Raw genomic sequence first — 24,965 nt, 5'->3', positions numbered from 1 at the left:
GGTTTCCATGAACGAACACAACACGCCCAGCGCACCCGACAGCCCCGCAGAGAGCCACGCCAGCCCCCTGACCGGTGCTGTTTTCTGGATCGCCATCCTGTTCTCGGCCTACCAGATCTGGATGGCGGCATTCCACCCGTTCTCCAGCCAGGTGATCCGCGCATTGCACGTGGGTTTCGTGCTGCTGATGATCTTTGCGCTGTTCCCGCCCATGGGCGGGCGCAACGCCGGCTGGCGTGCCCTGGGCTGGGTGCTGGGCATCGCGGGCTTTGCCACCGGCCTGTACCAGTGGGTGTTCGAGGCCGACCTGACCCTGCGCGCCGGTGAACTCACCCTGGCCGACTGGGTGGTCGGCGTCGTCGCCGTGGCACTGGTGTTCGAGGCGGCGCGCCGCGTGATGGGCTGGGGCCTGCCGCTGATCTGCCTGATCTTCCTGACCTATGCCGTCTTCGGCCAGCACCTGCCCGGCAACCTGGCGCACCGGGGCTATGGCCTGGACCAGATCGTGGGTCAGCTCGGCATGGGACTGGAAGGCATCTACGGCACGCCGACCTATGTGTCCTCCACTTACATCTTCCTGTTCATCCTGTTCGGCGCCTTCCTCGAACAGGCCGGCATGATCCGCCTGTTCAACGACTTCGCCATGGGCACCGTGGGCCACACGCGCGGCGGCCCTGCCAAGGTGTCGGTGATCTCCTCGGGCCTCATGGGCACCATCAACGGCTCGGGTGTGGCCAACGTGGTCACCACCGGCCAGTTCACCATTCCGCTCATGAAGCGCTTCGGCTACAGCCCGGCGTTTGCAGGGGGCGTGGAAGCCACGGCCAGCATGGGCGGGCAGATCATGCCGCCGGTGATGGGGGCCGTGGCCTTCATCATGGCCGAGACCATCAACGTGCCCTACCTGTCCATCGTGCAGGCGGCCATCATTCCCGCCATCCTGTACTTCGTCACCGCCTTCTGGATGGTGCACCTGGAAGCCGGCAACAAGGGCCTGACCGGCCTGGCCAAGGAAGACTGTCCCAACCCCTGGACCGCCGTGCGCCAGCGCTGGTACCTGCTGCTGCCGCTCGCCGGCCTGGTCGCGCTGCTGTTCTCGGGCTACACGCCGCTGTTCTCCGGCACGGTCGGCCTGGCGCTGACGGTGATCCTGATCTTCGGCGCGGCCGTCATGACCGGCGTCAAGGGCCCCGCGCTGCGCGGCCTGTTCTGGGTGCTGCTGGGCCTGGCCTGCGCGGGCTTCATCGAGTTCGGCGTGATCACCTTCTTCGTGATCACCGCCGTCCTGCTGGCGCTCACCTTCATCCGGCGCGTGGGCGGCGACGCCCGCCAGCTCGCGGTGCGTGCGCTGGTCGAAGGTGCGCGCCACGCCTTGCCGGTGGCCATTGCCTGCGCACTGGTGGGTGTGATCATCGGGGTGATCAACCTCACCGGTGTGGCCGCCGAGCTCGGCGGCTACATCATCGCCGTGGGCCGCGAGAGCCTGTTCCTGGCCTTGCTGCTGACCATGCTCACCTGTCTGGTGCTGGGCATGGGCATTCCCACCATTCCCAACTACATCATCACCAGTTCGCTGGCCGCGCCGGTGCTGCTGGAGCTGGGCGTGCCGCTGATCGTCTCGCACATGTTCGTGTTCTATTTCGGCATCATGGCCGACCTCACGCCGCCGGTGGCGCTGGCGTGTTTCGCCGCGGCCCCGATCGCGCGCGAGACCGGCCTGAAGATCAGCATGCAGGCCATCCGCGTGGCCATCGCCGGCTTCATCGTGCCCTTCATGGCGGTGTACAGCCCGGCGCTCATGCTGCAGTCCGGCGACTGGAGTGACACGCTCTGGATCGTGTTCAAGGCCTTGCTGGCCATCGGCATGTGGGGCGCGGGCGCCATCGGTTTCCTGTTCGGGCGCCTGAACTGGGTCGAACGCGCGGTGGCCGTGGTGTCGGCAAGCTTCCTCGTGGTGGCACTGCCGCTGACCGACGAGATCGGTCTGGGGGCCATTGCCGTCTTCGTGGCCTGGCACTGGTGGCGCACCCGCCAGCAGCGCGCGCTGAGCGCAGCGCGCTGAGCGCGGGGCGCGGCGGTGTCCACAGCGGGCGTGTGTCTGGCCCTCGCGGCCCTGGCCGCCGCGCCGACCCACGTGCCGGCCTTCATCGCCACCGAGCGCTTCACGCTGGCCTGGACGCATTCCATTGAAATGGTGCGCTGGGAAGAAGACTACGCGGTGGTGATGACGCCCGAAGGGCGGGCCGCACTGCGCGCGCTGGCGGCCCGCGTGCGCGGCTCGGCCGCCGGCATGGAGCCAGCGCCCGACGCGGTGCTGAAGGACGGCTGGTACAGCTACACCCCCCAGTTGCCGCAGCCCGCAGGATTGCGGCTCTCACGTTCAGAGTTCACTGCCGACTACGAGTTGTGCACCGGCGGCCAGTGCCGCGCCCTGTCGCACTGGCTGAAGTCGGACGGCGGGGTCACCCTGTTGACCGCCTGCGAAGCTCCCGCCACGCGCTGAGCCGGCGGCCCCGTGCGGACAGTTATGCTCGCCCGGTGAACTTCGCGCAGCTCCTCTTCCCCGACTTCTCGCTCATCCTTTGCGGCTACCTGGTGTGCCGCTTCACCGCGCTCAACCGCAAGGTATGGGAGCAGGTGGAGAGCCTCGTCTACTACTTCCTTTTCCCGGTGCTGTTGTTCCACAGCATCGTGAAGAGCCCGCTGGACCTGGGCGCCGCCTCCAGTCTGGTGGGTGCGGCGGTTTCGCTGGCGGTGTGTGCCATCGCGCTGTCGTACTCCCTGCCCCACTGGCCCTGGTTGGGCAAGCGGCTCGATGTGCGCCTGCACGCGGCCAGCGCACAGGTTGCCTTCCGCTTCAACTCCTTCATCCTGCTGGCGCTGGCAGATCGCGTGGCCGGGCCCGAGGGCCTGTTGCTGGTGGCGGTGATCATCGGGGTCTGTGTGCCGATCTTCAACGTCGGCGCGGTCTGGCCGATGGCGCGACACGGCAACAAGGGCTTTGCGCGCGAGCTGTTGCGCAATCCCTTGATCATCGGCACTGTCTCGGGCCTGATCGCCAACCTGCTGGGTTTCTCCATGCCGTTCTGGCTGGAGCCCACGGTGAACCGCATCGGCCAGGCTTCGCTGGCACTGGGCCTGCTGGCCGCCGGCGCGGGCATGCAGTTCGGCATGCTGGCCAGCGCCAAGACGCTGGGCATGCTGGTGCTGGCCTGCAAGCACCTGGGCATGCCGCTCATGGCCTTCGGCCTTGCCAGGCTGTTCGGGCTCGACCCGACGCAGACCACCATCCTGCTGATGTTCTCGGCCGTGCCCACCGCGTCGAGCTGCTATGTGCTGGCCGCGCGCATGGGCTACAACGGGCCGTATGTGGCTGGCCTGGTCACGCTGTCGACCTTGCTGGGCATGGTGAGCCTGCCGTTTGCGCTGGGCGTGCTGGGGAACATCCCCTGACGTTTCAGGCCTGCGGGCTTGGTATGGACCGAGGCACTGGGCTGACCGGCTCCGCTCATGTCCCCCGCCCAGGGCTTCGCCCTTGTCTCCTCCTTGACTTCGCTGCGCCGGTCAGCCCAGCGCCTCGGTCCGCCTGCACCAGAGCAGTCCACCGCTGGCATGCCACCGCTGCTTCGGATCGGGCACCCGGGCGCTCTGCGCAGCGAAGTCAAGGAGGAGAACCGGCGCAGTCGGTTCGGGGGACATGAGCGGAGCAGAGCGCCCGGGTGCCCGATCCCGCGAGGTCTCCGCACTCAACGCAACGCAACGCAACGCAACGAACGCGAGAGAGCTAATACCCGAGCAGGTTCTGCCGCACATGCAGCAGGTGCGCCAGCGTCAACTCGCGCGCCCGCACCGCATCGCGGTCGCGCAGTGCCTCCACGATGGCGCGGTGCTCGGTCTGGTAGGCCAGGCGCCGCTCGGGCGTCACGCTCTTCTTCTTGAGCTGCCCCCAGTCACCCTGCGCACGCACCGTCTTCATCAGCGTGAACACATTGGCCACGAAGCTGTTGTGCGCCGCGTCGGCAATCGCCTGGTGCAGCTCGGCGTCCCAGTGCTCGAAGGCCTCCAGCGTCTCGGCGCGCTCGGCGTTGTCGCAGCAGGCGTCCATGCGCTGCAGGTCCGCCTGGTTGGCGTTGCGGATCGCCATCTCGATGATCGCCGGCTCCAAGGCCAGGCGTGCCTCCATCAACGCGGCCGGGCTGGTGTGCTGCGACGAGTCCTGCTGCACGCGCCGGCCCAGGCGCGCGCCGGCGTCTTCGGTCACGAAGGTGCCACTGCCCACGGTCTGCTCGATCAGGCCCTGCGCCTTGAGTTCGAGCAGCGCCTTGCGCACCGTGGTGCGGCTCACGTTGAACCGGCTGGAGAGCTCGCGTTCGGTGGGCAGGCGATCGCCCGCGCGCCACTGACCGGCCTGCAACTGGTCGAGGATGGTGTCGCGCAGTGGTGTGGACATGCTCATCGCGCCAACTGTACCAAAACATACCAATATCCGCCAAAGCAACCGCATACGTGATTTCCCCAGTCCACTTCTCATTGGTATCGCCTACCATCCATCATCAGGTACCAATTGGTACTTTTGGTATCTTCTACGGATTTTCACAAGGAGTGTGTGTGCGCATTGCGACTTTTGTTCACGACGGCCGGCGCCAGGTGGGGCGCGTGTCCGCCGACGGTCTGGCCATCACCCCGCTGGCCCTGGACCCGGCCGACGCCCGGCTCGGCGCGCTCGCGCTGATCGAGGCCAGCGCGGCCGGCCTGCCGCTGCCCACCGAGGCTGGCAACGCCCTCGCGCTGGGCGAGGTGCGGCTCGAGGCCCCGCTGCCCCTGCCCCGGCGCAACCTCTGGTGCGTGGGCCGCAACTACCACGAGCACGCCAGGGAACTGCAGGGCTCGGTGTTCAAGAACAACAACACCAATCCGGCGGCCTGGCCCATCGTGTTCACCAAAGTGCCCGAGTGCGTGATCGCCGACGGCGACGAGGTGCAACTGCCGGGTGATCACATCTCGCCGCAGATCGACTACGAAGCGGAGCTGGCCGTGGTCATCGGCACCGGTGGCAAGAACATCGCCAGGGCCGACGCCATGAAACACGTCTACGGCTACACCATCGTCAACGACGTGACCGCGCGCGACGTGCAGATGCGCCACCAGCAGTGGGACATGGGCAAGAGCTTCGACACCTTCTGCCCCATGGGACCGTGGATCGTCACCGCCGACGAGCTCGATGGCCAGCACACGCGCGTGCGCTGCTGGGTCAACGACGAGCCGCGCCAGGACGGCCGCACCGAAGACCTGATCTTCGACATTCCGACGCTGATTGAAACCATCTCGCGCGGCATCACGCTCTACCCCGGCGACGTGATCGCCACCGGCACGCCCGCCGGTGTGGGCCTGGGCATGACGCCGCCCACCTTTCTGAAGAGCGGCGACGTGGTGCGCATCGAGATCGATGGCATCGGCACGCTGCGCAACCGCTTCGTCTGACCGCTTTCCGCCCTTGAACACCGACAACACACAGGAGACATCGCACATGAACCGAACCGCACTCAAGCTGTGCAGCCTCGCCCTCGCCCTGGCCGCCACCGTTGGCCTGGCCGCCGCGCAGGACGCCTACCCGAGCAAGCCCGTGACCATGATCGTCCCCTTTCCGCCCGGTGGCGTGGCCGACACCGTGGGCCGCCCGGTGGCCGAGGCCATGGCGCGCCACCTGAACCAGTCGGTGGTGGTGGTCAACCGCGGCGGAGCGGGTGGCGCCATCGGCATGGCCGCCGTGGCCAAGGCGCCGGCAGACGGCTACACCATCCTCATGGCGCTGTCGTCGCTGGTGGTGCTGCCCGAGGCCGACCGCATCCTGGAGCGTCCGCCGCAGTTCGAGGTGAACCAGCTCACGCCGATCGCGCGCATGACCGCCGACCCGACGGTGCTGGTGGTGCGCGCCGACAGCCCCTGGAAGACCTATGCCGAGTTCATCGCGCACGCCAAGGCCAATCCAGGGCGCATCAGCTTCGGTTCGTCGGGCAACTACGGCACCATGCAGGTGCCGATGGAGCAGCTCAAGGCCGCCACCGGCACCTTCATGCTGCATGTGCCCTATACCGGCGCCGGCCCGGCCATCGTCGGCCTGCTGGGCAACCAGGTGGAGGCCCTGGCGAGCGGGCCGGCCAGCGTCGTGGGCCACATCAGGAGCGGGCGCATGCGCGCACTGGCCCACTGGGGCGAAGGCCGCCTGGCGCTGCTGCCCGACGTCCCCAGCTTCAAGGAGCTGGGCGTGAACGTCAGCTATTCGCAGTGGGCGGGCCTGTTTGCGCCGGCCGGCACGCCGCAACCGGTGATCGACAAGCTGCGCGAAGCCGCTCGCGCCGCCGCACGCGACGAGCGCACCATCCAGGTGATGACCACGGCCGGCACCCGGTTCCAGTACCAGGACGCCTCGGAGTTCGATGCCTTCGTGAAGGCCGACGCCGCGGCCATGAAATCCGTGGTGCAGCGCATCGGCAAGGTGAACTGATCCGTCAGCGCGCTGCCGTGCCGGAGACGAGGTCGATGCGCCGTTGCAGGCGCGCGGCCTCGTCACCGGCGCCGGTTTCCCGGGCGCGCTGCTGTTGCAGCCTGAGCCAGGCCAGCAAGGGCAGGCGCCAGCCCTGGGCCGACGCGGTGTCCACTGCGCGCGCGGCCACCTCGCCCGATGCCCGGCCCTGTCGCTGCAACACGCCGGCGGCCACGAGCCGCGACAACGGGTCCTGGATCACGGCCAGGGCCGCCTCGGGCGCGGCGCCTTGCACCAGCGCGCGATGGGCTTCGGGCAGCAGCGCAACGTCGGCCGGCGTGGCCGCGCCCGCGAGATAGCGCGCATAGGCCTGCTCGGCCGGTTGCGCGTCCTGCGCCAGCGCGTCAAAGCCGGTGCAGGGCTCGAACACCAGCGAAGCCACGCGCGTGGCGCAGCGCAGCAGTTCGGCACGCGCCAGCAGCGCGGGCTGGCCGGTGCTGGCCAGCGCGGCGCGCACGCGCGCGAACTCCGCCGCCTCGATGCGCGCGTCCCCCACCAGCCACGCCTGGGCCGCGCGCTCCGCGCTGCCCTTCGCATTCATCTGCCACTCGGGCGCGGGGGGCTGACTGGAACAGGCGGACAGCGCAAAAAACGCCACGAAAGCAGACACGCCAGTCCAGAAATGCCGCGGAACCGGCTTCGCCGGGCCGCAGGCATTGCCCCCTTGAGGGGGTGACGGGACCCTGGGTCCCGGCGCAGGGGTGATCGTGTTCACGGCAGCTTGATCTCCGTGTCGCGGGCGAATGGCCACTTGCGGTTGATGTCGTTGATCAGCGACTCCACCTTGCGCAGGCTGGACTCGACCTCGCCGCGCAGCGTGCCCAGGTCGCCCGTGGCTTCGCGGGTGTTGCCCGCGATACCCTGCACCTCGACCAGCACCGCGTCAACCTTCTGCAGGCTGGTGCGGGCCTGGGTCAGCAAGGCGGTGAGCTGCTGGACGGTGGCGCGCGCATCGCCCGCCAGGCTGCCCTCACCCGGCGCCGCGCCCTGGCCGAACACCTGCCGGTCGGCGTTGGCGGCCAGGCTGTCCAGCCGCCGGGCGAGCGCGTCGGCGCGCAGCAGAAGAGCATTGGTGCGCTCGATGGTGAGCACCAGCTTCTTCGCGTCTTCGTCACTGCCCATCAGCACGCCCATGGCGCCCTGTGGACCCTTGAGGCGCTCGGTCGCACCCGCCACATTGCTCAGGGTGCCGGCCAGCGCGCCGTCGCTGCGGGTCAGCGCGGCCAGGTTCTCCAGCACCTCTCGCATGCTCGCGGCAAGCTTGGGGATCTCGGCCGCGGTGTCGCCGCGCAGCACCGTGCGCTCGGCGCCATCGGGCAGCGGCGGATCGTCCAGCACGCCGCTGTACGCGCGGATGCGCGTGCCGCCCACCAGGCCGCGCTCCATGGTGAAGATGCTCGACGTGCGCAACCATTTCGCGTCCGATTCGGGTACGTCGATCAGGATGCGCACATTGCCGTCGTCGGCCAGTTCGATGCGCGCCACGCGCCCGATGGCAAAACCGGCAAAGGTCATGTCCATTCCGACCACGACGCCCTCGGAATCGTCCGAGATCAGCACCAGCCGCTGCGTGGGTTCGAGCACGCCGCGCGCATACAGGATGTAGGCGGCCGAGCCCAGCAGCAAGACCACCATGAGCACCAGCAGCAGCGCGGCCTTGAGCTCCAGGTTCTTCACCGGTGGCGCGTCGGCGGGCGTGGGTGAGGGGGGTGGCGTGGGATTCATGGTCTTCAATAGTAGTTGCCCACCAGCGACACCACCTCGATCAGCAGCACCACCGAGAACAGGCGCGCGAACTCGCTCATGTCGCTGCGACGGGTGTAGTTCCCCAGCGCGTCCGGCTGGGCGCTCGCAGCCAGCGGCACCACCGCCACCGCCAGGCTGAAGAACAGGGTCTTGAGCGAAAAGATGAGCGAGACCGCGGGCGTGAACACGCCACCAACGGCGTGCGTGTAACCCGGCAGGCCCCAGGGCGAGAAGCCGTAGACCGTGAGGTAAGTCAGTATCAGGGCCACCAGGGAACTCAGCCCTGCGAGCAGCAGCACCGAGAACACGCAGCCCAGCGCGCGCGGCAGCAACTCGTTCACCAGCAGCATCTGCCGCTCGGGCAGGCGGCCTGCGCGCTGCTGCAGCGCCAGCTGCTTGCGCACCGCCTGCGCGCCGGGCATGGCATAGCGCACCGCGACGAACAGCGCGGCGTAGAGCGGAATGAGTTCGAGCACCAGCGTGCGCACCAGCACCTCCAGCGCGTACTGCGACAGGCCATAGCTGGTGGCCGTGGCCACCACGATGCGGATCAGCACCAGGCTGACCAGTGCCGAGAGCGTGAGGAACCAGGTGAGCAGAGGCGCGGTGGCGCGGTACAGGCTCTCGAACACGGCGCGCCGGTGCGTGCCCGCGCTGTAGCTCGTCGGCGAGAGCGCCAGCACCAGGATCTGCGCGCCCACCAGCAGCGTGTGCCACCAGGCGTCCCAGCTCGCGCGCGCCGCCCGGCCCCAGCGGTGCAGGGTGGATTGCGCGGAGGTCACCGGGTTCATGAACCGATGATAGCCGTGGGTCCGCGCCCGGGCATCGGCGCGCAAGCCTGCAAATGTGACAGCATGCGAAACCCGCGCCGGTCAGAATCCGGCGCTGACGTTCCCAGCAACAGGAGACATTGCATGCCCTCGTCCATCCACCCGGTGGTGCGCCGCCAGACCATCGCCGACGCCCTGCGCCGCACCGCCCAGCGGCTGCCCGCCAAGACCGCCATCGTCTGCGGCGACACGCAATGGACGTACGCCGAATTCGACGCACTGGTCAGCCGCCTGGCCGCAGGCCTGGCCGGGATCGGCGTGGCGCAGGGCGACAAGGTGGCCGTGCTGGCGCGCAACTCGCACGGCTTTGCCGCGCTGCGCTTCGCGCTGGCGCGCCGGGGCGCGGTCATGGTGCCGATCAACTTCATGCTCAAGGCCGACGAGGTCGCGTATATCCTGCGCCACGCGGGCGCCAGGACGCTGGCCACCGACAGCGGTCTGGCCGAGCTCGCGCGCGCGGCGGCAGCGCTGGACACGCAGGTGGCCCAGTACCTCTGGCTGCCCTCGGAGGACCCAAGCGAGCCGGTCGCCGGCATGCACGCGTTCGACACGCTGGCCGCCTGCACCGACCCGCTGCCCGACGTGAGCCTGGGCAGCTACGATCTGGCGCAGATCGTCTACACCAGCGGCACCGAGTCCACGCCCAAGGGCGCCATGCTCACACACGACGCCGTGCTGTGGCAGTACGTGAGCTGCGTGATCAACGCGGACATTGCCGAGGACGACCGCGCGCTGCACGCGCTGCCGCTGTACCACTGCGCGCAGCTTGACGTGTTCTTCGGCCCGGCCATCTACATCGGCAGCAGCAACGTGATCACGGCCAGGCCGGTGCCCGACAACCTGCTCGCGCTGATCGAGCGCCACGGCATCACCAGCTTCTTTGCACCGCCCACGGTGTGGATCGCGCTGCTGCGTTCGCCGCTGTTCGACGCGGCGAAGCTCAAACATCTGGCCAAGGGCTACTACGGTGCCTCCATCATGCCGGTGGAGGTGCTCAAGGAACTGGCCGCGCGTCTGCCCTCGGTGCGGCTGTGGAACCTGTACGGCCAGACCGAGATCGCGCCGCTGGCCACCATGCTCGGCCCCAACGACCAGTTGCGCAAGCCCGGTTCCTGCGGCAAGGCCGTGATCAACGTGGAGACGCGCGTGGTCGACGACGCGATGCGGGACGTGGCCGTGGGCGAGGTCGGCGAAATCGTGCACCGCTCGCCGCACCTGATGCTGGGCTACTTCAACGACCCGGAGCGCACGAAAGCCGCGTTCGAGGGCGACTGGTTCCACAGCGGCGACCTCGCGGTGATCGACGACGAGGGCTACATCACCGTGGTCGACCGCAAGAAGGACATGATCAAGACCGGCGGCGAGAACGTGGCCAGCCGCGAGGTGGAGGAGATGGTCTACCGCCTGCCGGCGGTGAGCGAGGTGGCGGTGATCGGCCTGCCCGACCCGAAGTGGGTGGAAGCGGTCACCGCCGTGATCGTCGTCAAGGCGGGCCAGACGCTGACCGAGGCCGAGGTGGTGGCGCACTGCAACCAGCACATGGCCGCGTTCAAGAGCCCGAAGCGCGTGGTCTTCACCGACAGCCTGCCCAAGAACCCCAGCGGCAAGCTGCTCAAGCGCGAGCTGCGCCAGCGCTACACGAACTGAACTCAGCCGCCCAGCGTTTCGTGGTGGCCGACGCTGCCGCGCTTCCAGTAGGCCGAGGCGCGCACGCGCGCCTTGTCCATCCCATGCCCCTGCACCAGAGCCTGGCGCACGGCGACCATGCTGGCGGCCTCACCTGCGGCCCAGGCAAAACCCTCGCCCGACGGTAGCGCCAGGGCCCGCACGGTGCTCGCCAGCGCGCTGACCTCCCCGCTGCGGACCCAGTGCGTCTGCAGATGCGCGCGGCTGTTCAGCGCTCGCCGGTCGCCGGCATCGGCGGTCTCGATCACCGTGATCGCGTGCGCGGTCTCGGGCAGTTCCTCCAGCCGCCGTGCGATAGCGGGCAGGGCCGTTTCGTCGCCCACCAGCAGATGCCAGTCGAAGCCCGTCGGCACCACGAAGGAACCGCGAGGTCCGCCGATCCCCACCTCGTCGCCCTCGCGGGCCTGCCCGACCCAGCGTGATGCGACGCCATCGCCGTGCAGCAGGAATTCGATGTCGAGCAGACCAGCCTCGCCATCGAAGCGGCGCGGCGTGTAGTCGCGCATGACAGGGCGCTCGGCACCCGGCGGCAGGGCCAGGCCGTCCGGCCCGGCTTCGGGCAGCACGAGCGGGGTACCCGGTTGCGCCGGCAGCATGAGTTTGACGTGGTCGTCGAACGAGGCCGAGACGAAGCCGCGCAGCGCATCGCCCGCGAGACGCACGCGCAGGAAATGCGGGCTGACCTGCTCGATGTGCAGCACCTGCAGGCGGCGTACCTTGGTCTCATGGCGCACGCGCTCGACGGCCAGGGCGTTTGATTCGCTTGTATTCATGTTTTCATCTGGTTGATAATGACAACGATAATGCCCTGATTGGATGACAATGTCAACCACATGGACGACCCACGATGACACGACAGACGAACACCGACGTGCTGGACCGCCTGCACAACATCACGCATGGCCTGCGGCGCCACCTGCGGGAAGCCATGCGAAATGACGGCGAGGGACTGGGGTCGATGGAAGCGCGTTGCCTGGCCTTCTTCGCGCGCCACGACGGCGCCACGCAGCGCGACCTGGTGCAGCACTCGGGGCGCGACAAGGCCCAGATCGCCCGCGTCGTCAAGCTGCTGCTTGAGCGCGGCCTGCTGCAGAGCCGCCCCGACCCCGACGACGGCCGCTGCCAGCGTGTGAGCGCCACGGCTGCCGGCCTGGCGCTGCGACGCAGGATGCAGCAGCACCTTGTGCGTTTCGAGAAGACCATGACCGCCGGTCTGGACGAGAGCGAGCGTTCCACCCTGCTGGCCCTGCTCGACCGGCTTCAGGACGCGGTCGGGACGTCCTGAGCCAGGGCCCACGCCACGTGCTCGCGCACCAGCTCGCCCGGATGGTCGGCACGGGACTGCAGCGCGCGCAGAATTTCGTCGTCATGCCCCGCACGCAGCGCGTTGCCCAGCGCCACAGCGATGTTGCGCAACCAGCGTTCGTGCCCGATGCGGCGGATCGGGCTGCCCTCGGTGCGGCGCAGGAACTCTTCTTCGCTCCACGCAAACAGCTCGACCAGCGCCGCACCGCTCAGGCCTTCGCGTTCGTCGAAGTCCGGCAGCGGGCTGCGCTGGGCGAACTTGTTCCAGGGGCAGACCAGCTGGCAGTCGTCGCAGCCGTAGACGCGGTTGCCCATCAGAGGGCGCAGTTCTTCGGGAATCGGTCCGCCGTGTTCGATGGTGAGGTAACTGATGCAACGGCGTGCGTCAAGCCGGTGCGGCGCGGTGATGGCCTGCGTGGGGCAGATGTCGATGCAGGCGCGGCAGGCGCCGCAGTGTTCGCTGACCGGACCGGTGGTGGGCAGTGCGAGGTCGACGTAGATCTCTCCAAGGAAAAACATCGACCCGGCTTCGCGATTCAGCAGCAGCGTGTGCTTGCCGCGCCAGCCCTGGCCGCTGCGCTGTGCCAGTTCGGCTTCGAGCACCGGCGCGGAATCGGTGAACACGCGGTGACCCAGCGGCCCCACGGCGCCCTGGATGCGTTCGGCCAGCGTCTGCAGGCGATTGCGCAGGACCTTGTGGTAGTCCCGGCCGCGCGCGTACATCGACACCACGGCCTCGCCCGGATGCTCCAGGCGCCGCAACTCCAGCGCCTGCCAGCCCTCGGGCGTGGCGCGCGGCAGGTAGTCCATGCGCGCGGTGATCACGCTCAGCGTGCCTGGCACCAGTTCGGCGGGCCGTGCGCGTTTCATGCCGTGGGCGGCCATGTAGCCCATGTCACCGTGACATCCAGCCGACAACCAGGCCTGCAAACCCGGTTCCGCGGCCGACAAATCCACACCTGCGACGCCAATTTGGGAAAATGCAAGCTCCTGGCCCCAAGCCTGTATCTGCGAGACGAGTTGAGCGGCATCAAAAGCGAACGTCATGTGAAGCCCATTGTAGGAACCGGGCCGGCGCCTGCGGGCTCCGTGTCCCCTGCGGCAACCTGGCAGGGCCGCTGGACCGCCGAAGAAGACACGCAGGCCTTTGCCCGCCAGCTCGCCACCTCTCCCGCCATCGCCCACGCCACGCTGACCCTGCAGGGCGACCTGGGCGCGGGCAAGACCACGCTGGTGCGCCACCTGCTGCGCGCGCTTGGTGTGCGCGGACGCATCAAGAGCCCGACCTATGCCGTGGTGGAACCGCACAGCGCGATCGACTGCGCGGTGATGCCGGCGGGCGAGCCGCTGCAGATCTGGCACTTCGACTTCTACCGCTTCAACGACCCGCGTGAATGGGAGGACGCGGGTTTTCGCGAACTTTTCGCGAGCCCCGGTCTCAAGCTGGTGGAATGGCCGGAGCGCGCCGGCGACTTCCTCCCTGCGGTCGATCTGCGGATCGACATCCAACCCGACGAGATGCCCCCTCAAGCCCACATCGATCTGGACCAGGACACGCGCCGCATCGTCAGCGCCACGGCCCTCACTGCCACCGGCCGCCTGCTGCTGGAGGCCCTTTCATGAACGACGCGCTCAACCGCCGCTCCCTGCTGCGCGCGGGCTCGCTGGTGCTGCTGCTGGGCGCGCAGCAGATCGCACGCGGCGCAAGCGTGGTGGCCGTGCGCATCTGGCCAGCCGAAGACTACACGCGCGTGACCATCGAATCCGACGGCGCGCTGCAGGCGCGGCAGTTCTTCATCAACGAACCACCCCGGCTCGCGGTGGACATTGAGGGCATGGACCTGCTGCCCAGCCTGCGCGAACTGGTGGGTCACCTCAAGTCCGACGACCCCAACATCGCCGGCATCCGCGTGGCGCAGAACGCGCCCAATGTCGTGCGCCTGGTGCTCGACCTCAAGAAGCCGATCAAGCCGCAGGTGTTCAGCCTGCAGCCCGTGGCAGCGTACCAGCACCGCCTGGTTTTCGATCTCTATCCGCTCAACCCGCCCGACCCGCTGGAGCAGCTGATCTCGCAGCGCATCCGCGAACTCGACGCCGCCAGCGAGCGCGCCGCGCGCCTGCTGGGACTGGAGACCGACAAGGTCGCCCGGTCGGGATCGCCCGCCGACGACCCCCTGGGCGACCTGATCGCCCAAGCCGAGCGCCCCGGCACCCGGCCGAAGCCAGGCCCGGGCGCACCGGCGGGTGAGGACACCACCGTGGCCGAAGCCGTGCCGAAAAAGGGCAGCCCTGCCAAGCAGCCCCCACCGGGCAAGGGCAAGACCGAGCGTCTCATCATCGTCGCGCTCGACCCCGGCCATGGTGGAGAGGACCCGGGCGCCATTGGCCCGCGTGGCACCTACGAGAAGAAGGTCGTGCTGCAGATCGCGCAGAAACTGCGCGACCGCATCAACGAAACGCGCGTCAACGGCAACCCCATGCGCGCCTACATGACACGCGACAAGGACTTCTTCGTACCGCTGCAGGTGCGTGTGCAGAAGGCGCAGGCCGTGCAGGCCGACCTCTTCATCAGCCTCCATGCGGATGCGTTCATGTCGCCACGCCCGCAGGGTGCGAGCGTGTATGCGCTGAGTACCCGCGGCGCCACCAGCACCGCCGCGCGCTGGATGGCCAACAAGGAGAACGCCGCCGACCTCGTGGGCGGGCTCAACGCCAAGGCGGCCGACGCCACCGTGCGCCGCGCCCTGCTCGACATGAGCACCACGGCCCAGATCAACGACAGCCTCAAGCTCGGCACGGCCATGCTCGGCCACGTCAAGAAGATCGGCAAGCTGCACAAGCCGCGCGTGGAGCAAGCCAACTTCGCGGTGCTGCGCGCGCCCGACATCCCCAGCGTGCTGGTGGAGACCGCCTTCATCAGCAACCCCGATGAAGAGAAGCGCCTGAATGACCCGAAGTACCAGAACGATCTGGCCGACGCGCTGCTGCGCGGCATCGTCGCCTACTTCTCGAAGAACCCCCCGCTGGCGCGCAGCCGGCAGATCTGAGGCCCGGCCGCAGCGCGAAGACGCACAGCCGGACCCCCCGCCCGGTCACTCGGACCCGTTCATTCCGGCTTGATGTTGGCGGCCTGGATGACCTGCGTCCACTTGCGGATTTCGCTGTCGATGAAGGCAGAGAACTCGGCCGACGTGCCCCCACGCACCTGCAGGCCGACCGCCTCGACCTTCTTTCGCACCTCCGGGTCGCTGAGAACCGCATTCGTCTCGGCGTTGAGTTTCTGCACGATGGCCGCGGGCGTACCGGCGGGCACCATAAGCCCGTACCAGCCATAGCCCACCACCGAGGCCAGACCCGACTCGCGCAAGGTCGGGGCCTGCGGGTACAGCGGCGTGCGCTCTTCGTTGGCCACCCCCAGCACGCGCAGCTTGCCGGCCTGGATGTGCGGCAACGCGGTCGAGATCGCCGTCAGCGTCGCATCGATGCGACCCGCCAGCAGCTCGGTATAGGCTGGCGCGTCGCCACGGAACTGGACCACCAGGCCTTTGGTTCCGGCCGAGCGCATCAGCAATTCGGCCGTGAGGTGCGGTGCCGAACCGGCCCCCGGTGAACCGAAGGTCAGACCCTTGTCGCTGGCTTTTCCGTAGGCGATGAACTCGGCCACCGTCTTGTAGGGCGCATCGGCATTGACGATGAGGAACAGAGGGGCGATGGCCGTGCTCAGCACCGGCACGAAGTCCTTCTTCACGTCGTAGGGCAGCTTGGGGTAGAGCGCCACGCCGATGGCGATGGGCGCGGCCGCGTGCAGCACGGTGTGGCCGTCGGGCGCGGCACGCGCCACGTATTCGTTGGCGATGCGCGTGCCCGCGCCGGCCTTGTTCTCGATCACCAGGCTCTGCCCGATGCGGGGCGCCAGGGCCTCGCCGAGCAGGCGCGTGAGGATGTCGTTGGACCCGCCCGCGCCATAGGGCGCGATGAGATGCACCGGCCGTGCGGGCCAGGCCTGGGCGAAGGCGCCCGTGTGCGCGAGACCGAGGGAGGCGAGGCTGGCGCCAAGCAGGTGGCGGCGTTGGATGGGCATGGTGTGTCTCCTGGTGTTGTGGATGGAAATCAATCGAGCTGTCGCAGCGGTGGGTACACGTAGCGGTGCTGCAGGTGTTCGGCCTGCGGCTGGTAGAGGCGCAGCACCACGTAGAACGGTTCGCCGGCGGGCGCGGGCAGCCAGTTGTGGCCCGGACCGGGATCACTGGCCTGGATGCGGATGGCCAGGCCGCCATCGGCGTCGTGGCGCAGACCGGGCGTGCGGTCCCCGATCGAGTAGCGGTGGATGGGATTGGCAACGAACAGGCAATCGCTGCGGCGGTACATCGTCAGCGACCAGAATGCGCCGACCCTGGGGCCGGCGCCCGGCGCAAAGCGCAACTCGTAGGCGTGCGTGCCATCGAGCGTTCGCCCCTCTCCGTCCACCTCGGCGGTGGGGTACATCGCCTCCTCGATGCCGAGCGCACCAATGAAGTTGCGCGCCACGCGCGCACGGGTCAGCAGGTCTGCGCCCCAGTGCGTCTTCACCTCCAGCGGCAAGGACCAGCCGCCACCGAGCTCGCGCGGCTGGTTTTGCTGCTCACGCAGTTCGGCATACACCTGCGGCAGCAGAGTCTGAACCGCGCCCGTATCGAGCGGCCATTCGAGCGCTTCGCCCGCCGGTGGCGGGTTGCCGGCCAGCGCGGTGTTCACCGTATCGATGTAGGTTTGCGCCGACGGTGTGACCACCGAACGCCCATCGATGCGGGTGTCCACGCGCATCGCGGCGTCGCTGCCTTCCAGGCGCGTCATGCGCAGCTGCTCCTGCAGCGCGCGCACCACGTCCATGTCGCCCACCGAGTCGTCGACCAGGAAGCGGCCGATGAGCCAGACGTCGTCGCCCGGCGCGACGATGACCTGGGACACGTCCGCTGGCACCACGCCCTGCCAGCGCGGGCCATGCACCAGGGTGCGCTGGCGCCGGTTGCCGGTGGTGCGGCGGCCGACGTAGGCAAACGGATTGGTCCATGCATCCAGCAGACCCAGCGTCCAGTAGCGATCGCCCATGTCGGGCGTGTCGATCAGCACAGGCCCCTGCGAGAGGTCCAGCCATGCATTGCTGTAAACCGTGTCGTTGTTCGGGCTCACGACCTCGCGGTCGTCCGGTCCGAGCTTGCGGTGCGTGTGCGTGAACTGGTTGACCCAGCGCTGTGTCGATCCTCGCTCTTCGCTGGCAAACCCGAGGACAGGGTGGCGACGCGCGGTGGTGGCCGCGCGCATGCGCATCATCTCGTACAGCGGCAGGGTCTGGATCAGCGCGTGGCGCACGCGGTCTTCGGTCTGTGGGGGCATCGTCATGTTCGGGTTCATCAGGCCACCACGCCAGTCCGGCGCAACGCGGCGATGTCGTGCGCGCCATAGCCGGCTTCGGCCAGCAGCGCGTCGGTGTCGGCGCCGCAGGCTGGCGCGGCGTGGGGCGCCGGCTGCGGCGCATCGTCGATGCGGTAGGGCAGCCCCAACGCGCGATAGCGCAGACCGTCGGCACCAACCGCCTCGACGATCAGGCCACTGGCCTCCAGGCCCGGGCTGCGCAGCACCTGGCTGTAGTTGCGCACGGCGCCGGCAACAATCTGGTTGCCCGCGAGCAGCGCCACGCATTCCTCGCTGCTGCGATCCGACAGGCATTCGCGCAGCACCACGCGCAGCGCGGCCCGGTTTGCGACTCGCTGTTCGTTGCTGCAGAACCGTGGGTCGCGGGACAGCTCCTCGCGCCCAACCACGCGGCAAAAGCGCAGCCAGTGTTCGTCCGCGTAGGCCGAGAGCACGATGTGGCCGTCGCGTGTGGGCACCACCTCGGCGGCGGGCGCGTTGTGCGGCTGGCCGTCGCCGATGCGGGTGGGCTCAGGCCCGCCACCCAGGAAATCGGCCCAGGTGGCTGCCTGCAAGTGCATGGCCACGTCGAGCAGCGAGGTTTCGATGGCAGCACCGACGCCGGTCTTCTCGCGGCCATACAAGGCCGCCAGAACCGCCTGGGCGCCCAGGTGGGCGGCTGCGGCGTCCACGATGGGCACGCCCACCTTCTGCGGCGGCCGGTCGGGCTCGCCGGTCACCGACATCAGGCCGCTCTCGGCCTGCGCTGCAATGTCGTAACCCGGCCGATCGCGCGAGGGCCCGCGGCTGCCGAAACCCGAAATCGAGAGGTAGACGATGCGCGGAAAGCGCTCGCGCACGGCCGCCGGACCCAGGCCCAGCTTGTCGACCACGCCCGGGCGCAGGTTCTGGATCACGACATCGGCCCGCGAGATCAGCCGCCATGCAGCCTCCCGGCCAGCGTCGCTCTTGAGGTCGAGCGCGATCGATCGTTTGCCGCGGTTGTAGGCCCGAACCATCGATTCGCCGTAGCGGCCGATGTGGCGCGCCTGGTCCCCCGCGAGCGGTTCGATCTTGGTCACGCTGGCGCCCAGCTCGGCCAGTGTCATCGCGGCGCCCGGGCCGGCAATGTACTGGCCCAGGTCCACCACGTGAACACCTGCAAGCGGCGCGGCCGGAGAAACAGTCTCGGGATCGGTCATGGTGTGTCTTGTCTCCTGTATGGGTCTCACGATAGGCGATGCCGGGATTCCTGAAAATTGAATAATGCTGATACCGTGATCCGCTTTGGTGATCACCTGCCTGGGGGTTTCACATGAACAAGGGTTTCGACCACCTCGTGCGCCGTCTGCGCCTGCGCCACCTGGAACTGCTGGTGGTGCTGGACGGGACCGGCACCATGCGCGCCGCCGCCAGCCGCCTGCACCTGAGCCAGCCGGCCATCAGCAAGATGCTGGCCGAGACCGAGGATTCGCTTGGCGCTCGCCTGTTCGAGCGCAGCCCCCAGGGCGTGACGGTCACCGCGGCCGGCGCGGCAGCGGTGCACCGCGCGCGTGTGGTGATGGGCGAGCTCGCGCATGCCCGCGACGAGGTCGAGGCGATACGCAGTGGCGCGAGCGCCGTGCTGCGGGTCGGCGCGTTTTCTGTGACGGCGGCGGTGCCCGCGGCGGTGGTGCAACTGCGTCAGCGCATGCCCGGCGCCGCGGTGCACATCCACGAGGGCCGCGTCAGCGAGCTGATCCAGCGTCTGCTGGATGGTGACCTCGACTGCGTGTTCGGCGCACTCACCACCGAGATGTTGACCAGCGACCGCCTGCGCCTGCTGCAGTCCGAGGTGCTGCTGCAGGACCGCCTGTGCGTGCTCGCCGCCGCGTCCAACCCGCTGGTGCGGCGCCGCCGCCTGCGCTGGACCGACCTGCGGGAAGCGAACTGGGTGGCGCCACCGCGGCAGACGCTGGTGCGCCAGGCCTTCATGACAGCCTTCCTCAATGAGGGCGTGGACCCGCCCGCGCCGGTGATCGAGGCCATCTCCTCGGTCACTATCGGCGCGGTATTGCGACTGGACCCGTCGTTGCTGTGCGCGGTGCGATTCGAGCATGCCCGCGACGAGGTGGCGCGTGGTGGCGTGCGGCGGCTGTCGGTCGCTCCCGAAATCGCGCTGCCTCCGCTGGGGCTGTTCACGCGGCGCAACGACGTGCAGACGCCACCGGTGATGCAGGCCTTCGCGCGCGCGATCCGCAAGGAAGGTGCCACGGGGTCGCGAAGCACGTGACGCAACCTGCGTTCTGCAGGAACACCCGCCCACCCTCGGCACGCACCGCGTGGCATCGGATGGACTGGAAGTCTCCTGTGGCCTTCAGGCCGGGTTGCGCTTCGCCTCGCGGCTGGCCTTCCAGCCGCCGTAGATCGCGATCAGGCCGGGAATGATGATCATGGCCCAGATGATCTTGCTCAGGTTCTGCTGGACCCAGGGCAGGTTGCCGAACCAGTAGCCCGCGGCCGTCAGGCCCACCACCCAGATCAGCGCACCGATCACGTTGTAGGCGGTGAACTTGGTGCGCGTCATCTCCGCCACACCGGCCACGAAGGGCGCGAAGGTGCGGATGAAGGGCATGAAGCGCGCCAGGATGATGGTGATGCCGCCATAGCGCTCATAGAAGGCGTGCGCCTGGTTGAAGGCGTTCTTGTTGAACAGGCGCGAGTTCTCCCACTGGAACACCTTGGGGCCGAAGTAGCGGCCGATGGAATAGTTGGTCTGGTCGCCCAGGATGGCCGCGGCCACCAGCAGCGCCATGGCCAGCGGCAGGCTCATGAGGCCCGCGCCGCACAGCGTGCCAACCACGAACAGCAGCGAATCGCCCGGCAGGAAAGGCATGACCACCACGCCGGTCTCTGTGAAGATGATGAGGAACAACAGGGCATAGACCCAGGCGCCGTAGTTCTGCACGAAGGTCTGCAGGTGCTGGTCCACATGCAGGATGAAGTCGATGAGGAAGGCAAGGATTTCCATGGAGGCGCATTATCCCTGCGGCCTACAATTTGCCTGTGACACGCCTTTCTGTCCTCAGCCCCCCACCCCGCCGCCCCATCCGCGAACTCCCTGACGAACTGGTCAGCCAGATCGCGGCCGGCGAAGTGGTGGAGCGCCCGGCCTCGGTGGTGCGCGAGCTGGTGGACAACGCACTGGACGCTGGCGCCACCCAGATCACGGTGCGCCTGCAGGCCGGCGGCGTGCGGCTGATCGGCGTGGAGGACAACGGCTGCGGCATCCTGCGCAGCGAGTTGCCGAACGCGCTCAAGCGCCACGCCACCAGCAAGATCACCAGCCTGGCCGACCTCGAATCGGTGGGCACCATGGGGTTTCGCGGCGAGGCGCTGGCCGCGATCTGCTCGATCGCCGAGGTCTCGCTGCTCACGCGCGTGGACAGCCCCGACGAACTCCATGGCTGGCTGCTCGACGGGCGCAGCGGCGAGCTGCAGCCCACGGCGCGTGCGCCCGGCACCACGGTGGAGGTGCGCGAGCTGTTCTTCGCCACGCCGGCGCGGCGCAAGTTCCTCAAGACCGACGCCACCGAACTCGGCCACTGCATCGAAGCCGTGCGCCGCCACGCACTCGCGCGGCCCGACGTGGGCTTTGCCATCTGGCACGACGGCAAACTGGTGGCGCAGTGGCGCGCCGCGCCCGGCGGCGGCATGGACGCGCTGCGCCAGCGCCTGGCCGATGTGCTGGGCGAGGACTTCGTGCAGCAGGCCGTGGCGCTGGACTGGCCCGTGGACGCGCCCGACGACGGCGACGGGCAGCCGCAGCGCCTGCGCGTGTGGGGCTTTGCCGGCGTGCCCGATGCGGCGCGCTCGCGCGCCGACTGGCAGTTCGCCTATGTGAACGGCCGCTATGTGCGCGACAAGGTCATCACGCACGCCGCGCGCAGCGCCTATGAGGACGTGCTGCACGGCCACCGCCAGCCGGTCTACGCGCTGTTCGTCTCGCTCGATCCGGCACGCGTGGACGTGAACGTGCACCCGACCAAGATCGAGGTGCGCTTTCGCGACAGCCGCGAGGTGCACCAGGGCGTGCACCGTGCGGTCGAAGCCGCACTGGCGGTGCCACGCTCGGGTGCTGCCGTCGAAACACCGGCCGTACCGGTTGCACCGGCCTGGACACCACCGGCACGGCAGGCACCGTTTTCGTTTGCACCGCGTGAGGCGGAAGTGGGGCACCGGGTGAGTGATGTGGGGGCTTTGTGGGCCTACGGATCTGGAGGGGTTTCGACAGACTCAGTCCGGACGGCGTTGGAAGTCGCGCCCGAGAAAACAGCCGTTCGGGCTGAGCCAGTCGCCGCCCTCGCCCAACCCCTGCCCGAAGGCGACTGGCCGCTGGGCCGCGCCATCGCGCAGTTGCAGGGCGTGTACATCCTGGCCGAGAACGCCCACGGCCTGGTGGTGGTGGACATGCACGCCGCGCACGAGCGCATCGTCTACGAGCGGCTCAAGCAGCAGCTCGACGACCAGCAGGTCAGCAGCCAGCCGCTGCTGATTCCCGCCACCTTTGCCGCCACGCCCGACGAAGTGGCCACGGCCGAGAGCTGCGCCGAGGTGCTGGCCACGCTGGGTCTGGAAGTGACTGCGCTTTCGCCCAAAACCCTGGCCGTGCGCGCCGTGCCCACCACCCTGGCGCAGGGCGACCCGGTGGAACTGGCGCGCAGTGTGCTCGCCGAGCTGGGCCAGCACGAGGCCAGCACCGTGGTGCAGCGCGCGCGCAACGAACTGCTGGCCACCATGGCCTGTCACGGCGCGGTGCGCGCCAACCGGCGCCTCACCCTCGACGAGATGAACGCGCTGCTGCGCCAGATGGAAGTGACCGAGCGCTCCGACCAGTGCAACCACGGCCGCCCGACCTGGCGCCAGATGGGCATGCGGGAGCTGGACGCGCTGTTCCTGCGCGGGCGCTGAGGCGCACCAGAACGGGACATCAACGGGCCGACACCCCGCACCGGCACCGCCCTGGATCAGATTTCGGGCAAGCACCCCGTCGGAACGCTTCAGAACAGGGCGTTTTGGGTCGCGAAATGCGGACTGCACATAATCTCATGCACCTTTTTGACGCATGAGACACATGAAATACACATCGGCCCACCAATTCCTGGAACACGTCGCACAACAGAACCCGGGGCAGCCCGAATTCCACCAGGCCGTCACCGAGGTGATGGAAAGCCTCTGGCCCTTCATCGCTGCCCACCCCCGGTACGCCGAACACGGCCTGCTTGATCGGCTCGTCGAACCCGAGCGCGTGGTGATGTTCCGCGTCTCCTGGGTCAACGACCACGGTGACGTGCAGGTGAATCGCGGCTACCGCATCCAGCACAGTTCGGCCATCGGTCCCTACAAGGGCGGCATGCGCTTCCACCCCTCGGTGAACCTGTCCATCCTCAAGTTCCTCGCGTTCGAGCAAACCTTCAAGAACGCGCTCACCACCCTGCCCATGGGCGGTGGCAAGGGCGGCTCCGACTTCGACCCCAAGGGCAAGAGCCCCGGCGAGGTGATGCGCTTCTGCCAGGCGCTGGTGAGCGAACTGTTCCGCCACGTCGGCAGCGACACCGACGTGCCCGCGGGCGACATCGGCGTGGGCGGGCGCGAGGTCGGCTTCATGGCCGGCATGATGAAGAAGCTCAGCAACCGCGCCGACTGCGTCTTCACCGGCAAGGGCCTGTCGTTCGGCGGCTCGCTGGTCCGCCCCGAGGCCACGGGCTACGGCACGGTGTACTTCGCCGAGGAAATGCTCAAGCAGCAGGGCAAAAGCTTCCAGGGCCTGCGCGTCAGCGTCTCCGGCTCGGGCAACGTGGCGCAGTACGCGGTGGAAAAGGCCATGGCGCTGGGCGCCAAGGTGGTCACGGTGTCCGACTCCAGTGGCACGGTGATCGACGAAGAAGGCTTCAGCCCGGCCAAGCTGGCCGAGCTGATGGAGGTGAAGAACCACCTGTACGGCCGCGTGAGCGACTATGCCCGGCGCACCCATGCGCGTTTCGAACCCGGCATGAAACCCTGGGCCGTCCCGGTGGACGTGGCCCTGCCGTGTGCGACGCAGAACGAACTGGATGCCGATGACGCCGCCACGCTGATCCGAAACGGTGTGGTCTGCGTGGCCGAGGGCGCCAACATGCCCACCACCATGGAAGCCGCGCAGCGTTTCGAGGATGCCGGCGTGCTGTACGCGCCCGGCAAGGCCAGCAACGCCGGCGGCGTGGCCACCTCCGGCCTGGAAATGAGCCAGAACGCGATGCGCCTGTCGTGGCCGCGCGACGAAGTCGATGCGCGCCTGCACACCATCATGGTCGGCATCCACGAGGCCTGCGCGCGCCATGGACGCCGTGCCGACGGTTCGGTGAGTTATGTGGACGGCGCGAACATCGCCGGCTTCGTGAAAGTGGCCGACGCGATGCTGGCACAAGGGGTGATCTGAGGCACAGCGGCGAGGGTTTGACCCGACGCCAGCGGTGGCATGGAAACTGCACCATCGGGAAAAGGACCTGAACTTTTCCCCGTCCGGGTGCATCCATCACCGCCATGAAGCGTCTCATCGCCACCGTGCTTGCCGCCCTGGCCCTGCTGGCCGGATGCGCGACGCTGGATGAACGGCAGCGCGCATGGATCTTCCAGCCCTCGGACCGCAGCTGGTCCGGCGGCACCTACGCGGCCCAGAGCATGGACGAGGTGTGGATTCACTACACCGAGCCCACCACCAGCAAGCCGGTCAAGCTGCACGGGCTGTGGGCAGCCCACGAGGACTTCGCGCGCCGCGCGGATGCGCCGGTGCTGCTCTACCTGCATGGCGCGCGCTTCAACGTCATCGGCTCGGCCTTCCGGGCCCGGCGCATGCAGGAGCTGGGTTTCTCGGTGCTCGCCATCGACTACCGCGGTTTCGGCCAGAGCACCAACGAGCTGCCGTCGGAGGACACGGCCTACGAGGACGCGCGCGCGGCCTGGGACTGGCTGGGCGAGAAGTACCCCGACCGGCCACGCTACATCTTCGGCCATTCGCTCGGCGGCGCCATCGCCATCGAGCTCGCGGCACGCGTGCAGGACGAGGCCGGCACCCTGGTCGAAGGCACCTTCACGTCCATCGCCGACGTCGTCAGCACCTTCAAGTGGGGCTGGCTGCCGGTCTCGCTGCTGATCACGCAGCGCTTCGAGGCCGTCAAGCGCGTGCCCGACATCGGTTCACCGCTGCTGGTCGTGCACGGCGGCGAGGATCGACTGATCCATCCCGCGCTGGGGCGCCGGCTGTATGAGGCCGCCACTGGCCGCAAGGCCTTCGTGCTGGTCGAGGGGGGCTCGCACCACAACACCAACTCGGTCGGCCAGGCGCAATACCGTGTGGCACTGGCCGACCTGTTCGGCCTGCGCGACGAGCCGGCCGCACTGGACGTGGTGAACGCGGCGGACGCGATCGCGCAGTAGGCGGTTGT

General features: G+C 68.6%; 23 protein-coding genes. 13 read left to right on the top strand and 10 right to left on the bottom strand.

Annotated elements, in window-relative coordinates:
* Positions 1–7: 7 nt before the first annotated feature.
* Genes K5880_RS05255 through K5880_RS05245 form a run of 3 tightly spaced genes read left to right on the top strand, consistent with a single transcriptional unit; the run spans position 8 to position 3,453 of the window.
* Positions 8–2,062 carry a TRAP transporter permease gene (locus K5880_RS05255; RefSeq protein WP_297649532.1) on the top strand — a complete coding sequence of 685 codons (2,055 nt, stop codon included), beginning with the start codon at positions 8–10 and terminating at the stop codon, positions 2,060–2,062.
* Between the two features lie 30 nt (positions 2,063–2,092).
* Positions 2,093–2,503 (top strand): DUF1850 domain-containing protein, encoded by a 411-nt coding sequence (locus K5880_RS05250; protein ID WP_297649530.1) that lies wholly within the window; start codon positions 2,093–2,095, stop codon positions 2,501–2,503.
* A gap of 35 nt (positions 2,504–2,538) precedes the next feature.
* The gene (locus K5880_RS05245) at positions 2,539–3,453 is read left to right on the top strand and encodes an AEC family transporter (protein ID WP_297649528.1); all 915 of its coding nucleotides are present in this window, start codon (positions 2,539–2,541) and stop codon (positions 3,451–3,453) included.
* Positions 3,454–3,784: 331 nt separating this feature from the next.
* On the opposite strand, the gene K5880_RS05240 is transcribed toward K5880_RS05245, so the two are convergent.
* Positions 3,785–4,456, bottom strand: coding sequence for a FadR/GntR family transcriptional regulator (locus tag K5880_RS05240; protein WP_297649526.1), 672 nt, complete (start codon positions 4,454–4,456; stop codon positions 3,785–3,787).
* A gap of 152 nt (positions 4,457–4,608) precedes the next feature.
* Here K5880_RS05240 and K5880_RS05235 point away from each other — a divergent pair, with 152 nt between their 5' ends.
* Together K5880_RS05235 and K5880_RS05230 are read left to right on the top strand one after the other, a co-directional pair.
* Complete coding sequence (locus tag K5880_RS05235; RefSeq protein ID WP_297649524.1) at positions 4,609–5,481, top strand: fumarylacetoacetate hydrolase family protein; 873 nt, start codon at positions 4,609–4,611, stop codon at positions 5,479–5,481.
* A gap of 46 nt (positions 5,482–5,527) precedes the next feature.
* On the top strand, positions 5,528–6,505 hold the full coding sequence (locus K5880_RS05230) for a tripartite tricarboxylate transporter substrate binding protein (protein WP_297649522.1): 978 nt from the start codon (positions 5,528–5,530) through the stop codon (positions 6,503–6,505).
* A gap of 4 nt (positions 6,506–6,509) precedes the next feature.
* On the opposite strand, the gene K5880_RS05225 is transcribed toward K5880_RS05230, so the two are convergent.
* From K5880_RS05225 to K5880_RS05215, 3 genes are all read right to left on the bottom strand, one after another.
* On the bottom strand, positions 6,510–7,085 hold the full coding sequence (locus K5880_RS05225; RefSeq protein WP_297649520.1) for a hypothetical protein: 576 nt from the start codon (positions 7,083–7,085) through the stop codon (positions 6,510–6,512).
* Between the two features lie 170 nt (positions 7,086–7,255).
* On the bottom strand, positions 7,256–8,269 hold the full coding sequence (locus tag K5880_RS05220; protein WP_297649518.1) for a mammalian cell entry protein: 1,014 nt from the start codon (positions 8,267–8,269) through the stop codon (positions 7,256–7,258).
* A 5-nt stretch (positions 8,270–8,274) separates the two neighbouring features.
* Complete coding sequence (locus tag K5880_RS05215) at positions 8,275–9,081, bottom strand: ABC transporter permease (RefSeq protein WP_297649516.1); 807 nt, start codon at positions 9,079–9,081, stop codon at positions 8,275–8,277.
* A gap of 123 nt (positions 9,082–9,204) precedes the next feature.
* Between K5880_RS05215 and K5880_RS05210 the strand changes: the two genes are divergently transcribed.
* A complete protein-coding gene (locus tag K5880_RS05210) occupies positions 9,205–10,767 on the top strand; it encodes an acyl-CoA synthetase (protein ID WP_297649514.1) in 1,563 nt (520 codons plus the stop codon).
* Positions 10,768–10,769: 2 nt separating this feature from the next.
* On the opposite strand, the gene K5880_RS05205 is transcribed toward K5880_RS05210, so the two are convergent.
* The gene (locus tag K5880_RS05205) at positions 10,770–11,579 is read right to left on the bottom strand and encodes a siderophore-interacting protein (protein ID WP_297649512.1); all 810 of its coding nucleotides are present in this window, start codon (positions 11,577–11,579) and stop codon (positions 10,770–10,772) included.
* A 74-nt stretch (positions 11,580–11,653) separates the two neighbouring features.
* On the opposite strand from K5880_RS05205, the gene K5880_RS05200 reads away from it, so the two are divergent.
* On the top strand, positions 11,654–12,091 hold the full coding sequence (locus K5880_RS05200; RefSeq protein WP_297649510.1) for a MarR family transcriptional regulator: 438 nt from the start codon (positions 11,654–11,656) through the stop codon (positions 12,089–12,091).
* Here K5880_RS05200 and queG read toward each other — a convergent pair.
* A complete protein-coding gene (queG, locus tag K5880_RS05195; protein ID WP_297649509.1) occupies positions 12,067–13,158 on the bottom strand; it encodes a tRNA epoxyqueuosine(34) reductase QueG in 1,092 nt (363 codons plus the stop codon). The genes K5880_RS05200 and queG overlap by 25 nt on opposite strands.
* Before the next feature lie 42 nt (positions 13,159–13,200).
* Between queG and tsaE the strand changes: the two genes are divergently transcribed.
* Both tsaE and K5880_RS05185 read left to right on the top strand, forming a co-directional pair.
* On the top strand, positions 13,201–13,734 hold the full coding sequence (gene tsaE / locus K5880_RS05190; RefSeq protein WP_297649508.1) for a tRNA (adenosine(37)-N6)-threonylcarbamoyltransferase complex ATPase subunit type 1 TsaE: 534 nt from the start codon (positions 13,201–13,203) through the stop codon (positions 13,732–13,734).
* Entirely contained in the window at positions 13,731–15,158 is a 1,428-nt protein-coding gene (locus K5880_RS05185) for an N-acetylmuramoyl-L-alanine amidase (protein ID WP_297649507.1), read from the top strand. The genes tsaE and K5880_RS05185 overlap by 4 nt, the downstream gene beginning before the upstream one ends.
* Before the next feature lie 59 nt (positions 15,159–15,217).
* On the opposite strand, the gene K5880_RS05180 is transcribed toward K5880_RS05185, so the two are convergent.
* The 3 genes from K5880_RS05180 to K5880_RS05170 are packed head-to-tail and all read right to left on the bottom strand — an operon-like array spanning position 15,218 to position 18,704.
* Positions 15,218–16,192, bottom strand: a complete 975-nt coding sequence (locus tag K5880_RS05180) for a tripartite tricarboxylate transporter substrate binding protein (protein ID WP_297649505.1) — start codon at positions 16,190–16,192, stop codon at positions 15,218–15,220.
* A gap of 29 nt (positions 16,193–16,221) precedes the next feature.
* A complete protein-coding gene (locus tag K5880_RS05175) occupies positions 16,222–17,490 on the bottom strand; it encodes a DUF1254 domain-containing protein (protein ID WP_297649503.1) in 1,269 nt (422 codons plus the stop codon).
* Positions 17,491–17,501: 11 nt separating this feature from the next.
* The gene (locus tag K5880_RS05170) at positions 17,502–18,704 is read right to left on the bottom strand and encodes a CoA transferase (RefSeq protein ID WP_297649501.1); all 1,203 of its coding nucleotides are present in this window, start codon (positions 18,702–18,704) and stop codon (positions 17,502–17,504) included.
* 113 nt (positions 18,705–18,817) lie between these two features.
* On the opposite strand from K5880_RS05170, the gene K5880_RS05165 reads away from it, so the two are divergent.
* The gene (locus tag K5880_RS05165) at positions 18,818–19,774 is read left to right on the top strand and encodes a LysR substrate-binding domain-containing protein (protein ID WP_297649499.1); all 957 of its coding nucleotides are present in this window, start codon (positions 18,818–18,820) and stop codon (positions 19,772–19,774) included.
* Between the two features lie 84 nt (positions 19,775–19,858).
* On the opposite strand, the gene K5880_RS05160 is transcribed toward K5880_RS05165, so the two are convergent.
* On the bottom strand, positions 19,859–20,512 hold the full coding sequence (locus K5880_RS05160; RefSeq protein WP_297649497.1) for a DedA family protein: 654 nt from the start codon (positions 20,510–20,512) through the stop codon (positions 19,859–19,861).
* 35 nt (positions 20,513–20,547) lie between these two features.
* Here K5880_RS05160 and mutL point away from each other — a divergent pair, with 35 nt between their 5' ends.
* The 3 genes from mutL to K5880_RS05145 all read left to right on the top strand — a co-directional run bounded on the left by mutL (position 20,548) and on the right by K5880_RS05145 (position 24,957).
* Complete coding sequence (gene mutL, locus K5880_RS05155) at positions 20,548–22,452, top strand: DNA mismatch repair endonuclease MutL (RefSeq protein ID WP_297649495.1); 1,905 nt, start codon at positions 20,548–20,550, stop codon at positions 22,450–22,452.
* Positions 22,453–22,615: 163 nt separating this feature from the next.
* The gene (gdhA, locus tag K5880_RS05150) at positions 22,616–23,959 is read left to right on the top strand and encodes an NADP-specific glutamate dehydrogenase (protein WP_297649493.1); all 1,344 of its coding nucleotides are present in this window, start codon (positions 22,616–22,618) and stop codon (positions 23,957–23,959) included.
* A gap of 104 nt (positions 23,960–24,063) precedes the next feature.
* Complete coding sequence (locus K5880_RS05145) at positions 24,064–24,957, top strand: alpha/beta fold hydrolase (RefSeq protein WP_297649491.1); 894 nt, start codon at positions 24,064–24,066, stop codon at positions 24,955–24,957.
* Positions 24,958–24,965 lie beyond the last annotated feature (8 nt).

The organism is Hydrogenophaga sp., assembly GCF_025699295.1.
Lineage (GTDB): Bacteria > Pseudomonadota > Gammaproteobacteria > Burkholderiales > Burkholderiaceae_C > Hydrogenophaga.
The sequence above is the reverse complement of the archived record's forward strand: the minus strand, read 5'-3'. Positions and strand labels throughout refer to the sequence as shown.